The sequence below is a fragment of the Paraburkholderia sp. MM5384-R2 genome (assembly GCF_014201025.1).
GTDB classification, from domain to species: domain Bacteria; phylum Pseudomonadota; class Gammaproteobacteria; order Burkholderiales; family Burkholderiaceae; genus Paraburkholderia; species Paraburkholderia tuberum.
This window is the reverse complement of record NZ_JACHDI010000012.1, coordinates 159,593-173,192: the sequence shown is the minus strand read 5'-3', so window position 1 is coordinate 173,192 and position 13,600 is coordinate 159,593. Positions and strand designations below refer to the sequence as shown.

Here is a 13,600-nt window from a genome sequence, read left to right as displayed (position 1 = left end):
CATGGAACTCCTTCAACGAATGATCTGGACTCTCTTCTGCACGCGCCGCACCGCTGTGGACAAGCTCATGCAGACGAGGAAGTACACAACGGCGGCAAGCAGATAAGCTTCCACCGGACGGCCGACGTTTTTTCCGGCGGTTTCGAACCCCTTCAGCAGGTCATACGCGCCAATGGCATAGACCAGCGACGTGTCCTGAAACAGTATGACCACCTGGGTTAGAAAGACGGGCAGCATGTTGCGGAACGCCTGCGGCAACACGACAAATCGCATGTTCTGCCCGTATGTCATGCCGAGCGCGAAGCCCGCATTGAACTGACCGCGCGATATCGCCTGAACGCCAGCACGAACGATTTCGGAAAAATAAGCCGCCTCGAACGCGATGAACGTTACGATCGCAGACATCTCCGCGCCGACTGGCCTGCCCGTCACGAACGGAATGATGAGGAAGAACCACAGCAGCACCATGACCAGCGGCACGGAGCGCATGATGTTCACGTAAATGGCAACCGGCCGTTCAAACGTGGGTTTGCCGAGCATTCGCACCAGCGCCAGTGCCGTACCGAAGCCGATCCCGCCGAGCGTCGCGACGATGGTCAGCCACACGCTGTAGCCCAGGCCCTTCACGACGAAGGGCGCGATGACATCCCAGTGGAAAAAATCGAAGTCGAGCGTGCCTAACATGACATCGGCTCCTTTCTCAATGCGCCGCGGACATGCCCGCTGATGCAAAGCCGGGAATGCGCGCACGGCGCTCGACGACATGCATCAGACGGTTCACGGCAAATGCGGTCAGCCCATACAACACAGTGGCGGCGAGATACATCTGAATGGGCGCAGCGGTCTCTTCTCCCGCCTGCCGCGCGAAGAAGGTCAACTCGGTAACGGAAACCGCAAATGCAACGGACGAGTTCTTCACGACATTCATCGCCTCGGAAGTGAGCGGCGGAATGATGATGCGCAAGGCCATCGGAAGCAGCACATGCCGATACGTTTGCCCGGTCGTCAGCCCAAGCGCGAGCGCCGCATTACGCTGTCCGCGCGACAGCGAGCGGATGCCGGCGCGCACCTGTTCCGCGATACGCGCCGACGTGAATAGTCCGATCGCAACGATGACGAGCAGCGCGGGCGAGCACTTCTTGAGCACCGGGAAAGCATCGGGAATGACGAAGTACCAGAGAAAGATCTGTACGAGCAGCGGAATGTCGCGAAACAGTTCCACCCACGCCGCACCGAGCGAGGCAAGCACCGGTCTGTCTGGCAAGGTCCGCATCGTTCCCACCGCGACCCCTGTGATCAACGCGACCAGCAAGGCGCCGGCCAACACCGTCAGGGTCCAGCCCCATGCGGACAGAATCCAGTTCAGGTAGGTCTGATCGCCACGGCTGCCGAAACAGCTTGCAATCACATCGCCCGTCGTCGTTTCCTTGCAGAACACGCTCCAGTCCAGCGCCATGTCCAATCTCCCGTCTGTCGATGCTGTCGATGGTGTCGTTACCGCGCCGCGTAGCTTTCCATCGGCAGATCATTCGGCTGTGCCCACAGCTTCACCAGCGCTTCGGGCGGCTCCATGTTCATGCGGATGCCGCGCGGAGGAATCGGTTGAAGAAACCATTTGCTCCACAGTGTTTTCATCTCGCCATCCGCGTCCATCTTTCGAATCGTGCCGTCCACGACCTTCTTGAAGTCGGCGTCGTCCTTGCGGAACATGATGGCGATGGGTTCCGTGTTGAACGGTTCACCCGTGACCGTGTAAGCAGCAGGATTGCGGGAACTCGCGATCGTCGCACGGAGCACGCCCTGATCGAGCACCCACGCGTCGGCGCGCCCGGACTCGAGCATCAGGAAACTGTCAGCGTGGTCTTTGCCGTACAGGTCGGTCCAGTTGAGGCCCTCAGCACGTTCATGCCGGCGCAAGTTTTGGATCGCGGTCGTTCCAGTGGTGGCTACCACCGTTTTGCCGGAAAGATCGCGCAGGTTGCGAATGCCTGAGTCCGCCCGCACGGCCATGCGGTCTTCTTCGATATAGGTTGTGACCGAGAATGCGACATCGCGGGCGCGCGCCTGATTGTTTGTCGTCGAACCGCATTCGAGATCCACCGTGCCGTTCTGGACGAGCACAACGCGATTCTGTGAATTGACGGTCTGATACTTCACATCGAGCTTCGGCAAGCCGAGCTGTGCCTGAATGGCGGAGACAATCTGCTTGCAGATGTCCATCTGAAACCCGATGGGCTGACCGTCGCCGCCTGTGTATGACAGCGGAATCGAACTGTCGCGAACGCCGAGCGTGATCGACTGCGACGCCTTGATCTTCGCGAGCGTCGATTCTTCGGCTGCGGCTATCTGGCTCGTCAGGCAACAGGCCATTGCGACCACCATCAAGCTTTTCATCGTCTACCTCCGATTCTTTCGAGTCCATGAAATACGCGTTGTGGACACATGCTCGGATGCCCAAAATGCCACGTCCATTCCGATTTCAGGAAGGATTCGATATGCCAAGGCTATCGAATTGGCGGCAAAAAAACGGCGATGCCAATCGACATCGCCGTTCTCTCTCGCGCATTCGATACTGACGCGCTATTCGCTCAACCCATGCGGGGCCAGCACCTTTTGAAGCCAGCTCTGTTCGCGTGCGCCCGTCGCGATCTCATCCTTGATGCGCGACTCGTTTGCTGCGATCGTCGCCACTGCATCGAGAATCTTTGGTGCTTCACTCGCCTGGAAAGAGACGACGCCGTCTTCGTCTCCGACGATCACGTCGCCCGGTGAAATGACCTGTCCGCCCACCGAAACCGGCACGTTTATAGCGCCCGGACCGACTTTGTATGGGCCTCGGTGACTCGATCCACGCGCATAGCAGGGGAAGTCGGCTTCGAAGAATGCCGCGCTGTCCCGAATGGCGGCATCGAGCACGAAGCCCGCGCAGCCGCGCTGCTGCGCGTAAAGCATGATGAGTTCGCCCACCAGTGCGTTGGTTGTATCCGTTCCGCCATCGACGACGAGAACGTGACCGGGCGACATATCCATCAAGGCCTTGTAGATCAGAAGATTGTCGCCGGGACGTGTCTTGACTGTGAAAGCCGTGCCAACCAGCTTCCGGCTGCGGTGATATCGCTTCAAGCCGACTACGCCCGACACGCGCTGAAGGCTGTCGCTGATGTGTGGTGTGACGATCTCTCGCAGAGCCTCGATGATCTCGGCGGGCGCGAGCACAGGCGGCGAATGAATGACGAACTGGGAACTCGACACGGTAACGCTCCTCTTCGGTAACTGGCGAACTTCCCGCGACCGCGCGGGAGAGCGCGATCAATATGGGGCGTCGTGGCCATTCCGTAAATTCCGAAAATCGGAACGAATTCATCTGCCGGCCGTATCGAATGTGGCCCCTGTTACGCCTGAATCGCCCTTTTTTTGCGCGCCATGGATCCCTTTTCCGTCTGAATGATCCGGCTCCTGGATAGCGCCGCTACAGCCGTGTCGACGATCGGATTTGCCCGCTCGGAAGACCAGGCGACGGCCGAGGTGACGACGGTGACCGCTTCCTTCAGCGGGCGAAATACGACGTTCTCGGCCGCCATCTTCTTCAACGAATCGGGTACGAGCGCAATGCCCTGTCCACATCCGACGAACGCAATCTGCGAAGAGACCGAGCGCACTTCGTGCAACACGCGTGGCGAAAACCCGGCGCCGCGACACGTCGCGATGATGCTGTCGTAGTAATTGGGGCTGAAGTGCCGCGAGAACATGACGAACGCTTCGTCCGCGAGCGACGCCAGCCGCACACGTGGTATCTTCGCAAACCGATGCGTTCTCGGGAGGGCCACCGCAAGACGATCCTGCTTGAGAGCCAACGACTGAATCGACGGCCCCAGCTTACCTTCGAGACGCGCGAAAGCCAGATCGATATCGCCGCGCTCGAGCGCGGGCACGGCTTCTACGCTATCGATCTCTTTGACAGACACGGTCAACTGCGGAAACTGAGTCTTCAAGTCTTCGATGAATGGTGGAAGCGTATCGATCATCGCAGACGCGATTGCGCCGATCGTCAATACGCCGCTGTTTCCCTGCGTCGCTTCCTGCACTGCGAGCTCCAAGCGCTCGAGTTGCTCGGCGAACTTTCGAACGGCAGGCAAGATGGCCGCGCCGACTTGCGTGAGCTTCGCACCATGCCGTCCGCGTTCAAACAGCTTTACTTTCAGCGCCTGTTCGAGCACCTGAATCTGTTCCGTCAGAGGCGGCTGCGACATGCCGAGCCGCTGCGCGGCACGGCCGAAATGCTCCTCTTCGGCAACCGCGAGAAACAACCATAGATGGCGAACGAGTCGAAAATTTATCATGGTATCGATAGTTTCGGCGTATGAAAGGGTTCCGTTCTTCGGAATATACATATGCGACTCTAGCGCCGAAACTGCAAGCTCCGCAACGCTTCCAGTCCCGATCATGACGAAGAATTCCCTGCTCGACCGGCTCGCTTCGCTGGACTCCAACACGGTCTCCGATGCGCTCGATTTTCTCGGCCTTCCTGGCGCCACGTTCGGCATCCGGCCGCTGTGGGATTGCCCGCGGATCGTCGGACGCGCCAGCACCATTCAACTCGGACCCAAGACCGACGCAACGCCGACATTTCACCTGATTACGCCCGTCATCGATGAAATCCGTACGGACGATCGCGTACTCGTCATCGCAGGCGGCTTCGAAGGCATTTCGTGCTGGGGCGACATCATCGCCAACGCTGCCACCGCGAAAGAGATTCGCGGCTCGGTCATTGACGGATGCAGCCGCGACATTGAGGGCAGCGAGTCGATCGGCTATCCGGTGTTCGGACGCGGCATCACGATGATCAGCGCCCGCAACCGCGTCGCGCAGATCAGCTCGGGCAAGCAGGTGAAGTTCGCGGATGTCGTCGTGAATGAGGACGACTACGTCATCGCAGATCGCTGCGGAACGGTGTTTGTGCCCGCGGCGCGCATTGAAGAAACAGTCGAACTCGGCGAGCGCATCGCAAGGCGTCAGGACGGCATGGTGAAGGCCGTTCGCGCAGGGCGCTCCGTCGCGGATGTCATGCACGACAAGGAATTCGAAGCCATCTACGTCAAGGAGGCGAAATGAGCGCTGAAGTCAGGGAACTCGTCGCCCTTTTCGAAGGACTGGACACGCCAGGCGTTTCCGATGCAATGGACAAACTCGGTCTGCCGGGACAATGCCTCGGCATCATCGCGCTGGACGATTATCGGAAGACGGTCGTCGGTCCGGCGTTCACGGTCAAGTACGTGAGCGCGAGTACACCGCCCGGCAGCGTCGGAGATTTCATCGATGACGTCGCGCAAGGGGATGTGATCGTGATCGACAACGACGGCCGGACCGATTGCACTGTCTGGGGCGACATCATGACCCAGTATGCGGGTGCGCGGAAAATTGCCGCGACGGTAATCGACGGCGTGTGCCGCGATGTGGCCAAGGCACTCGACGACGGTTATCCGATGTTCAGCCGCGGGCGCTTCATGCGTACGGGTAAGGATCGCGTGCAAGTGGAATCTGTGAATGCTCCGGTGTCGATCGGCACGGCGCGTGTGACCGCGCGCGACATCGTCGTCGCGGATGCGAACGGCGTCGTCGTCGTGCCACGCGATCGCGCTCGTGAAGTGGCTGCGCTCGCGCGCAAGATCGAAGACACCGAGTCGCAAATTCGCGCGCGCATCGCAGATGGCATGACACTCGGCGAGGCACGCGCAGCGCTCGGCTACCACACCTTGCAGAGGAAGTCATGATGGATGCATCGGCTCAACGGCTGAATGCGAATCTCGCGCAGGCGCAACCTTCTGCGACGTATCGCATGATGGATCGCGCCACGGCCCGGCGCGCGAGCGGTGCAAGCGTCATCTCGTTGAGTGCGGGCGAGCCCGACTTCGATACGGCGGAGCACATCAGGCAAGCCGCAATCGAAGCGATCCGCGCGGGCCACACGCGCTACACGCAAGTCGCGGGCATGCGAAGTCTGCGCGAAGCGGTCGCCGCCAAGTTCCAGCGCGAGAACGGACTGGACGTTGGCTGGCTGGACACCATCGTGTGCAGCGGCGGCAAGCAGGTCATCTATAACGCATTGGCCGCGACGCTCAACGAAGGCGACGAAGTCATCCTTCCTGCACCGTACTGGGTGAGTTATCCGGAAATGGTCGGGCTCTGCGGCGCGCAAGCTGTCATCGTGCCGTGTGGCATCGAGAGCGGGTTCAAGCTGACGCCGCAGGCACTTTCGAAAGCGATCGGTCCACGCACTCGATGGCTCGTTCTCAATTCACCCTCGAATCCGACGGGCGCCGTCTATACCCGCGATGAGCTCGCTGCACTGACCAAAGTGTTGCTCGCGAATCCGCATGTTCTGGTGCTCTCGGACGACATCTACGAGCATCTGATCTTCGATGGCGCACGCTTCTTCACGATCGCTCAAGTCGAACCTCGGCTTGCACCTCGTACGCTGACGATGAACGGCGTCTCGAAGGCCTACGCGATGACAGGTTGGCGCATCGGCTACGGAACCGGTCCGCGCTGGCTGCTTGACGCGATGGAAAAGCTGCAGGGGCAGCAAACGTCAGGGGCGTGCTCCATCTCCCAACATGCGGCGCTTGCGGCGCTGAGCGGGCCGCAGGATTTCATCGGTAAAACGCGCGCGGTCTTCGAACATCGAAGAAACCTTGTCGTACACGCACTCAACGCTGCTCCCGGTCTGCGGTGCGAGATGCCCGGCGGTGCGTTCTACGCATTCGCGTCGTGCGCGGAATTGGTCGGTCGACGTACGGCCGCGGGTACGATGCTCAACACCGATGAAGAGGTAGCGACTGCGCTGCTGGATGAGGCGGGTGTCGCAGTCGTGCAGGGCAGCGCCTTCGGCCTTGCCGGGCACATCAGGATTGCCTATGCGAACGACGAAGCGTCGCTGCTCGCTGCATGCGGGGAGATTCAGAAGTTTTGTAGGACGCTAATATAGGCACTCCAGCTTATCCTCCGCCGTGTTACGACCCGCCGTCTCAACGGGCGGGTCGGTCGACACGTCCGCTGCGTCCGCTCTGTTGCGTTCAGCGGCCGTTCATTAGCCCTCCAGCGCCTCAGTATGAACGGCTTCTTGTGGCCGATAGCACCAGTTCAATGAACGTTCCGAAGAACTGCCGTTGAAAACTTCAACGGCGGCTTAGGGGCGGCCTCTGTGAGCGAGTACAGTCGGCCATTTAGGAGTCGATCAAAGCGATAGAGTGAGCGACCGATAATCGCGCTGCTGCGGACATTGAAATCACGCGAAGTCAATGACGATGATGGCGATGCTTGTGTGTTACGGGTTCACGCTTATGTGGGGGTATGTGGTTCCTGCCCGTCCCACGGGAAGTCATGAACGTGCTGATGGTGCTCGTCATGGCGACCTCGGTGGTTTGGTTCCGGTGTCTCGTGCGTGTGAGCGTGCTCGTGGCGCTCCCGCAAATGTAGCCAGGTCGCTCCGAACACCGCTTCCACGTCGCGGCCGCGTTGCGGGACTGCTACTCAGGTGAGCTTTTTACCCCAGGCGCCGACCGCCTATGTATTGTTCACGACATCGCGAGTGTCGCTCGGCCCGGATTAGGCGACAGGCAAGATTGTCGATCGCACCGTGGAGTTTGGCCAGTCTTCAGCGGTTGCGCTTTTTCGTGAAGCGGTGTATCAGGCGCTGGGCGATCTGCTGCCTGCTTCATATTGAACGTACGGGGGCGTTCGGGCCGAGTAATATTGGCTGCGTGTTCGAACCCTGCTCGCGCCTCGCATCCCCGTAACTAAAAAGTGATCGCGCCCGATCTTCGATTCAGGAAATCGTGTACCTGATCTGCGGGCCACCCTTATATCACGTTTTGGCCAGTTCCAGTATCCGGTCGCGATTACGATCGAACGCCGCGAGCAGGTCGGTTTCCTCGCTACGGATTCCGGGGTTGAGCTTCGTCAGCATTTGACCATCGACGAGAAACGCGATCTCGCGAGAATTGTCGTAGCCCCAGAAACATACACGATGCCTAGGAGGTGTCGTAAGAGCGACTGGGATTTGGGAAGCTGAGCACGATCTTGCTTTTTGCCATCTAATCTCTCGAAGAGACGTAGCGCCACTTCGCGGCGTTGATATCGATGCGCGCATCATCGTCGAGCCGCTTCTGGGCGCGGTCGGACTCCGCCTGCCGCAAGGCTTCGACGCGAGCTTTCTGGGTCGCCACATAGTCTTGCGGTCTGCCCGACATGATCGGGCTCATTGGGGTTCGCTTCAGCATCTGGACGCCTGCAAAAAGAGCGTGCAACTTCAAGGCAGTGGCCTGAGGCCAGAAAGCACGCTTGAGCACGGCGACGCGCCACATCAAGGTCGCAATGCTCATTCGCGTGCGAGATTCAACGCGTATTCCCGCCGGTACTGGCGAGCCGGACACGAGTGGCGAGTCGATGAAAGCCGCTTGCGCACTCAAGTTGGCTATCCGAGAGTGCGCCGCATGGCGCGACAAAGCAAGAACAATCGGCAAACCGGCGGCTGGGTGCATGAAGAGAGCAGGCACTATCAGCAGACTTGCGCAGTATCAGCAAACTTGTGCACTTACCCCTTAAGGTGTGTGATCGGGTCTTTTAAATAGATCGCGACAGTAATTAAAAATGCGCCCAGAATGAGTCGCAGAGCGGCCCCTTCCGTGGGCGCCTAAATGGGGAGCGAAATGGCAAAAGGTCAACTGCGTAGTAATCGCGAGGCAAAGAAGCCTAAACAACCTAAAAAGTTACCATCTCCCGGAGCAGGTCTGTTCAAGACGTCTACCCCGAAGACTTCTGTGTCGAGCGGCGTGACGAAGAAGTAACCGACACGCGCATGTGACGCGCGGTCGTTTCACTTTGCTTGTGCGCACTTTCGACGAAGGTGTAGCAGCGGCCCGGTAGAAAGAGCGTCATTGCAATTCGGGCTGCACCTTGTTGCCTCTCATTGCTGATCGTTTTCAGCGCGTGTCTGAGTCGTGACCGATTGCCGCCCCGGTTCGTGCTGTCGCGGTGGGCTTTCCTTTTGGGGGCGAAATGGTGAGCAAGTTTGTTCGCGGCGAAACGCAATGAGCGCGCCGCAACGTCTAACCGTGCGGCACCAGAGCGTCTACCACTACTTGGAGCCAGTGCGCTTCGGCGAGCATCGCATGATGTTCCGCCCGCGTGCGAGTCATGATCTGCGGCTTCTCACCGCGCAGTTGCTGATCACGCCCACACCTGAACGGCTGTATTGGTTGCACGATGTCTTCGACAACTCGGTCGCAGTCGCCACGTTTTCGGTCGAAGCATCCGAACTGCTCTTCAGAAGCGAGGTGACGCTCGAACATTACGAGGCGCCGCTGCCTGACTATTCGCTGGAAGCCTATGCGTCGACCTGGCCCTTCGCGTATACGAGCGAGGAAGCCTCTGATCTGGTGAACGCGCGAAGCCGACAGTTTCCGAACGAGGATGTCGACCTGTGGGCGCGACGCTTTATCGACCCCGGCGGCACGACGGGCACGATGACGTTGTTGCGCAGCATGACGCTCGAGATCAAGAACAACTTCATGTACGTGCGGCGCGTCGAGAAGGGCGTCAATCGTCCTGCCGACACGCTACGCCTGCGCAGCGGCAGTTGCCGCGATTTCGCGGTGCTGATGATGGATGCCGTCCGCTCGCTTGGCCTCGCGGCCCGGTTTGTCAGCGGATATATCTTCGTGCCGGACCACGACACCACCCTGGGCGGCGGCGCGACCCACGCATGGCTGCAGATCTATCTTCCCGGTGCAGGCTGGGTCGATTTCGATCCGACCAACAGCATCGTCGGCAACCGGCATCTGATTCGTGTGGCGGTAGCGTGGAATTACGATCAGGCGCTGCCGCTCTGGGGCACATGGCACGGCGCGATGCATTCGTTCCGCAGTCTTGAGGTCGACGTGAGCGTGACCGAAGACGCCTGAGCGCTCAGCGCGTTACGACTTTATCAATGGAAGGATGGTCAGATGAAACTTCGCGTGGGCTATGAACTGATCTACGAGTGCGCGCAGCCGACGCCAATGATGTTGATGCTGAACACGCATTTTTCCCGCGTGCAGGATGTCCTGTCTGCCGATCTGCTGGTGGTCGATCCGCCGGTGGCGATCACGCAGTATCGCGATAGCTTCGGCAATCTGTGCAGCCGCATCGTCGCGCCGCAGGGGCTGATTTCGCTTTCCACAAGCGCGCTGCTCAACGTCTCCGATCAACCCGAGACGCGCGAGCCGTTCGACTATCAGCATGCCGTCGAAACGCTTCCGGATGAATGTCTGGTGTTCCTGCTCGGCAGCCGCTATTGCGAAACCGATCTGCTGTCCGACATTGCCTGGAAACTGTTTTCCAATACGCCTCCGGGCCGCCACCGGGTGCAGGCGATTTGCGACTACGTGCATCGCCATGTCACGTTCGGATACGAATTTGCACGGCCGACCAAGACCGCGTTTCAGGCGTGGCAGGAACGCAAGGGCGTGTGTCGCGACTTCGCTCATCTGGCCGTGGCGCTATGCCGCGCGATGAATATTCCGGCGCGCTACTGCACGGGCTACATCAGTGACGTCGGTGTGCCGCCGCCGTGGAGCACGATGGATTTCGCGGCATGGTTCGAAGCCTATGTGGGCGGCTCCTGGCAGACCTTCGATCCGCGCAACAACGTGCCGCGTATCGGTCGTGTGCTGATGGCGCGCGGCCGCGATGCCGCCGACGTTGCGATCAGCAACACATTCGGTCCGACGAATCTCATCAAATTCGACGTCCACTGCGCGCTTGAATGATGGCGAGTGGTCATTCGTTGGTGGTGTCGTAGAGGACGGGTTTGGGTCGGGATGCATCAGATGCATCAGGCAGCGGTCGTTAAGGGTTATTCGATGCCTGCCTTCGGCCGCAGGAATGAGAGGGTGCCTCTCCGCGTGTTGGCAGGCGTCGAATAAGCCCCGATGGAGGAAACCGCGGAGTGCCCCGATGCGGTTGGAGCCTGGCGGCTATGGCGATTGATCGGTCAGGATGCCCAGCGATGCCGGATGCGGCGCGGCCAGGCGGGATGCTGGATGGGCGCTGACGCCATGACGAAGCGGTGCAGTTGCGCCATCGTGACGGCGAAGCGGACGTGCGAGGGCCTGTGCGAAGCGACGCGTGCATACGTCCCTTCGTGGGCCGCGTTGCCGCAAAGCCGACGGTCGGTTCAGATATCGGGGAACCGTTGTGCTCATGTCTGATCCCGGCACATCGGCGGTGCGCGGATCGGTGCGCTGCGCGCGAGGATGTCGATGACGATCATCGGTGCACCGCAGTGCCGGCAGATGAAGACGGGGCGGGTTTCGATGACGGCGTCGTCCGGTGACGGGCTGATCCGGGGTGCGACGTGGAGCAGATCGCGCACCTTCGCGAGACTGGCGCGACGCACCGGGTTGGCGAGCAGCCCGTAGTGACGGATCCGATGGAAACCACCGGGCAGCACATGGAGCAGAAAGCGGCGCATGAATTCGCCGGCCTCCAGCGTCATGGTCTTGTAGCGGGTGCGTCCCTTCGCCCGGTAGTCCTTCCAGCGGAACGTCACGCCGCGCTCATCGAAGGCGATCAGGCGCTGGTTGGAGATGGCGACGCGGTGCGTGTAGCGTGAGAGGTACTCGAGCACCGCCTTGGGTCCGGCGAACGGGCGCTTGGCGTAGACCACCCATTCGCAGCTACTTAGCGGCGCAAGCCACCGGGCAAAGGTGGCGCGGTCAGCGAGCCCGGTGTACTCGCCGAAGAACTGCAGCTGGCCATGCCGGTGGGCCGCTTCGAGTGCTTCGAGGAAGCGCCGGCGGAACAGGCGTGACAGGACGCGCACCGGCAGGAAGAATCCCGGCCGGCAGGCGATCCAGCGCTCACCGTCAGGCGACAGCCCGCCACCGGGGACGATGCCGTGCACATGCGGGTGATGCGTCAGCGCCGAGCCCCAGGTGTGCAGTACGAGCGTGGCGCCGATCTGGGCGCCGAGATGCCCGGGATCCCCGGCGATCGTGCGCAGCGTGTCAGCGGCGATGTCGAACAGCAGGCCGTAGATGATCCGTTTGTTGTACCAGGCGATCGAACTGATGGGTGCGGGCAGCGTGAAGACGACGTGGAAGTATTCGACGGGCAGCAGATCGGCCTGGCGTGCCTCCAGCCAGCGGTGTGCGGCGCTGGCCTGGCACTTTGGGCAATGGCGGTCCCGGCACGAGTTGAAGGACACCTCTGTGCTTGCGCAGCCTGAACAGCGCAGCACATGTCCGCCCAGTGCCGCCGTGCGGCACCGTTCGATGGCCGACATGACCTTCAGCTGCCCCAGGCTCAGATGTGTCGTGGCTCGCCACGCTGGCCCGTGGCTGCGGAAGATATCCGCAACCTCCAGCATGAGGCGCTACAGCGCGCAGCTTACCCGGCAGGCAGGCGGTCCAGCGGACTCGTGACCTCGTGCAGCAGGTCGGTGGCCACCTGAACGTAGAGCGCGGTGTTCTCGAGCTTCGCGTGGCCGAGCAGCACCTGGATCACGCGGATGTCCACCTTTTGTTCGAGCAGGTGTGTCGCAAAACTGTGCCTCAAGGTATGCATGGATACGCGCTTGTCGATGTTCGCAGCCTCGGCGGCGGCATGAATGGCACGGTTCAGCTGTCGCGTGCTTAACTGGTCGAGCGGATCGAGCCCGGGAAACAGCCACCCACCATCGGGCATCCTGCCCTGCGCACGGGCCACGCGCCACCACACACGCAGACGCTCGAGCAGCACCGGGGAGAGCATTGCGTAGCGGTCACGGCGCCCCTTGCCCTGCTCGATACGCAGTGTCATGCGTTCGCTGTCGACGTCGGTGACCTTCAGCGCGACCACTTCGCCGGCGCGTAGCCCCGCGCCGTACGCGACCGACAGCGCGGTCTGGTGCTTCAGGTTGCCGGCCGCCTCGATGAGTCGCCGCACTTCATCGGGACTGAGCACGACGGGCAATATGCGGGGCACGCGCACCGGTTGCATCCTGACCATCAGCTCGGGGCAGTCGAGCGTGACTGTGAAGAAGAACTTCAGGCCGGTGATCGCGTGGTTCAGCGATACGGCCGATGTGCCGTGGTCGACCAGATAGAGCTGGTAGCGGCGCAGGTCCTCGACGGTGGCGGTGGCAGGTGAGCGCCCGAGAAACCGGGCGAACTCACGCACAATGTGCAGATAGATGTCCTGCGTCTTGGGGGCAAGCTGGCGCATGCGCATGTCGTCGGTCATGCGTTGGCGCAATCGGCTGACGTTTGCCGGTGAGGAGGTCATGATTCGGCTCCTGTTGAAGAACGAGGCGGATTGCCTCATTCGCCAACATAAAGCCGCGTGACCGACCTCTCCCTGATCTCCAGCTTCAGACCGTAGCCCCTACCGCGCGAGCGGTTTAGTGTACGCCCGTGATGGCGTGCTATCTGCGGGGTGTAAGTCCCCGCCGGAGTTGGCCACAGCTCCGTAGCTGAAGGTAACTGCGTCGTCGTGAGGCGGGGTGGGGAGTAACCGGAAGCGAACTGTCGGTCCGTAGGTTAACGAACCTGTTTCGGCGGGGTATGGCGGCGAGCCTGCA

General features: G+C 60.9%; 13 protein-coding genes and 2 pseudogenes. 5 read left to right on the top strand and 10 right to left on the bottom strand.

Annotated elements, in window-relative coordinates; all coding sequences use genetic code 11:
* Positions 1 to 12: 12 nt before the first annotated feature.
* The 5 genes from HDG37_RS20290 to HDG37_RS20270 all read right to left on the bottom strand — a co-directional run bounded on the left by HDG37_RS20290 (position 13) and on the right by HDG37_RS20270 (position 4,340).
* Positions 13 to 684, bottom strand: a complete 672-nt coding sequence (locus HDG37_RS20290; protein WP_184050722.1) for an amino acid ABC transporter permease — start codon at positions 682 to 684, stop codon at positions 13 to 15.
* A 16-nt stretch (positions 685 to 700) separates the two neighbouring features.
* Positions 701 to 1,456 (bottom strand): amino acid ABC transporter permease, encoded by a 756-nt coding sequence (locus HDG37_RS20285; RefSeq protein WP_184050720.1) that lies wholly within the window; start codon positions 1,454 to 1,456, stop codon positions 701 to 703.
* A gap of 38 nt (positions 1,457 to 1,494) precedes the next feature.
* Positions 1,495 to 2,394, bottom strand: a complete 900-nt coding sequence (locus tag HDG37_RS20280; protein ID WP_184050718.1) for an amino acid ABC transporter substrate-binding protein — start codon at positions 2,392 to 2,394, stop codon at positions 1,495 to 1,497.
* A gap of 186 nt (positions 2,395 to 2,580) precedes the next feature.
* Positions 2,581 to 3,252: an RraA family protein gene (locus HDG37_RS20275; RefSeq protein WP_184050716.1), complete on the bottom strand. Its 672-nt coding sequence runs from the start codon at positions 3,250 to 3,252 to the stop codon at positions 2,581 to 2,583.
* A 140-nt stretch (positions 3,253 to 3,392) separates the two neighbouring features.
* A complete protein-coding gene (locus tag HDG37_RS20270) occupies positions 3,393 to 4,340 on the bottom strand; it encodes a LysR substrate-binding domain-containing protein (RefSeq protein ID WP_184050714.1) in 948 nt (315 codons plus the stop codon).
* A gap of 103 nt (positions 4,341 to 4,443) precedes the next feature.
* On the opposite strand from HDG37_RS20270, the gene HDG37_RS20265 reads away from it, so the two are divergent.
* The 3 genes from HDG37_RS20265 to HDG37_RS20255 are packed head-to-tail and all read left to right on the top strand — an operon-like array spanning position 4,444 to position 6,985.
* Positions 4,444 to 5,112: an RraA family protein gene (locus tag HDG37_RS20265; protein ID WP_184050712.1), complete on the top strand. Its 669-nt coding sequence runs from the start codon at positions 4,444 to 4,446 to the stop codon at positions 5,110 to 5,112.
* Positions 5,109 to 5,771, top strand: coding sequence for an RraA family protein (locus tag HDG37_RS20260; protein ID WP_184050710.1), 663 nt, complete (start codon positions 5,109 to 5,111; stop codon positions 5,769 to 5,771). The genes HDG37_RS20265 and HDG37_RS20260 overlap by 4 nt, the downstream gene beginning before the upstream one ends.
* Positions 5,771 to 6,985, top strand: coding sequence for a pyridoxal phosphate-dependent aminotransferase (locus HDG37_RS20255; RefSeq protein WP_184050786.1), 1,215 nt, complete (start codon positions 5,771 to 5,773; stop codon positions 6,983 to 6,985). The genes HDG37_RS20260 and HDG37_RS20255 overlap by 1 nt, the downstream gene beginning before the upstream one ends.
* 310 nt (positions 6,986 to 7,295) lie before the next feature.
* Here HDG37_RS20255 and HDG37_RS20250 read toward each other — a convergent pair.
* From HDG37_RS20250 to HDG37_RS20240, 3 genes and pseudogenes are all read right to left on the bottom strand, one after another.
* Positions 7,296 to 7,479: pseudogene (locus tag HDG37_RS20250) on the bottom strand (EamA family transporter); the annotation flags it as partial.
* Positions 7,480 to 7,864: 385 nt separating this feature from the next.
* A pseudogene (locus tag HDG37_RS20245) lies at positions 7,865 to 8,093 on the bottom strand (DUF1488 domain-containing protein).
* Positions 8,094 to 8,381 (bottom strand): hypothetical protein, encoded by a 288-nt coding sequence (locus HDG37_RS20240; protein ID WP_184050798.1) that lies wholly within the window; start codon positions 8,379 to 8,381, stop codon positions 8,094 to 8,096.
* 708 nt (positions 8,382 to 9,089) lie between these two features.
* Between HDG37_RS20240 and HDG37_RS20235 the strand changes: the two genes are divergently transcribed.
* Both HDG37_RS20235 and HDG37_RS20230 read left to right on the top strand, forming a co-directional pair.
* Complete coding sequence (locus tag HDG37_RS20235; protein WP_184050708.1) at positions 9,090 to 9,962, top strand: transglutaminase family protein; 873 nt, start codon at positions 9,090 to 9,092, stop codon at positions 9,960 to 9,962.
* A gap of 42 nt (positions 9,963 to 10,004) precedes the next feature.
* Positions 10,005 to 10,808 (top strand): transglutaminase family protein, encoded by an 804-nt coding sequence (locus HDG37_RS20230; protein ID WP_184050706.1) that lies wholly within the window; start codon positions 10,005 to 10,007, stop codon positions 10,806 to 10,808.
* 431 nt (positions 10,809 to 11,239) lie between these two features.
* Here HDG37_RS20230 and HDG37_RS20225 read toward each other — a convergent pair whose 3' ends face one another.
* A complete protein-coding gene (locus HDG37_RS20225) occupies positions 11,240 to 12,409 on the bottom strand; it encodes an IS91 family transposase (RefSeq protein WP_184050704.1) in 1,170 nt (389 codons plus the stop codon).
* Between the two features lie 20 nt (positions 12,410 to 12,429).
* Positions 12,430 to 13,305, bottom strand: a complete 876-nt coding sequence (locus tag HDG37_RS20220) for a site-specific integrase (protein WP_184050702.1) — start codon at positions 13,303 to 13,305, stop codon at positions 12,430 to 12,432.
* Positions 13,306 to 13,600 lie beyond the last annotated feature (295 nt).

Excerpts from the sequence above, each read along its gene's own strand:
- HDG37_RS20290 (WP_184050722.1), bottom strand. The coding sequence starts at position 684 with ATGTTAGGCACGCTCGACTTCGATTTTTTCCACTGGGATGTCATCGCG.
- HDG37_RS20285 (WP_184050720.1), bottom strand. The coding sequence starts at position 1,456 with ATGGCGCTGGACTGGAGCGTGTTCTGCAAGGAAACGACGACGGGCGAT.
- HDG37_RS20280 (WP_184050718.1), bottom strand. The coding sequence starts at position 2,394 with ATGAAAAGCTTGATGGTGGTCGCAATGGCCTGTTGCCTGACGAGCCAG.
- HDG37_RS20270 (WP_184050714.1), bottom strand. The coding sequence starts at position 4,340 with ATGATAAATTTTCGACTCGTTCGCCATCTATGGTTGTTTCTCGCGGTT.
- HDG37_RS20265 (WP_184050712.1), top strand. The coding sequence starts at position 4,444 with ATGACGAAGAATTCCCTGCTCGACCGGCTCGCTTCGCTGGACTCCAAC.
- HDG37_RS20260 (WP_184050710.1), top strand. The coding sequence starts at position 5,109 with ATGAGCGCTGAAGTCAGGGAACTCGTCGCCCTTTTCGAAGGACTGGAC.
- HDG37_RS20255 (WP_184050786.1), top strand. The coding sequence starts at position 5,771 with ATGGATGCATCGGCTCAACGGCTGAATGCGAATCTCGCGCAGGCGCAA.
- HDG37_RS20240 (WP_184050798.1), bottom strand. The coding sequence starts at position 8,381 with ATGAGCATTGCGACCTTGATGTGGCGCGTCGCCGTGCTCAAGCGTGCT.
- HDG37_RS20235 (WP_184050708.1), top strand. The coding sequence starts at position 9,090 with ATGAGCGCGCCGCAACGTCTAACCGTGCGGCACCAGAGCGTCTACCAC.
- HDG37_RS20230 (WP_184050706.1), top strand. The coding sequence starts at position 10,005 with ATGAAACTTCGCGTGGGCTATGAACTGATCTACGAGTGCGCGCAGCCG.
- HDG37_RS20225 (WP_184050704.1), bottom strand. The coding sequence starts at position 12,409 with ATGCTGGAGGTTGCGGATATCTTCCGCAGCCACGGGCCAGCGTGGCGA.
- HDG37_RS20220 (WP_184050702.1), bottom strand. The coding sequence starts at position 13,305 with ATGACCTCCTCACCGGCAAACGTCAGCCGATTGCGCCAACGCATGACC.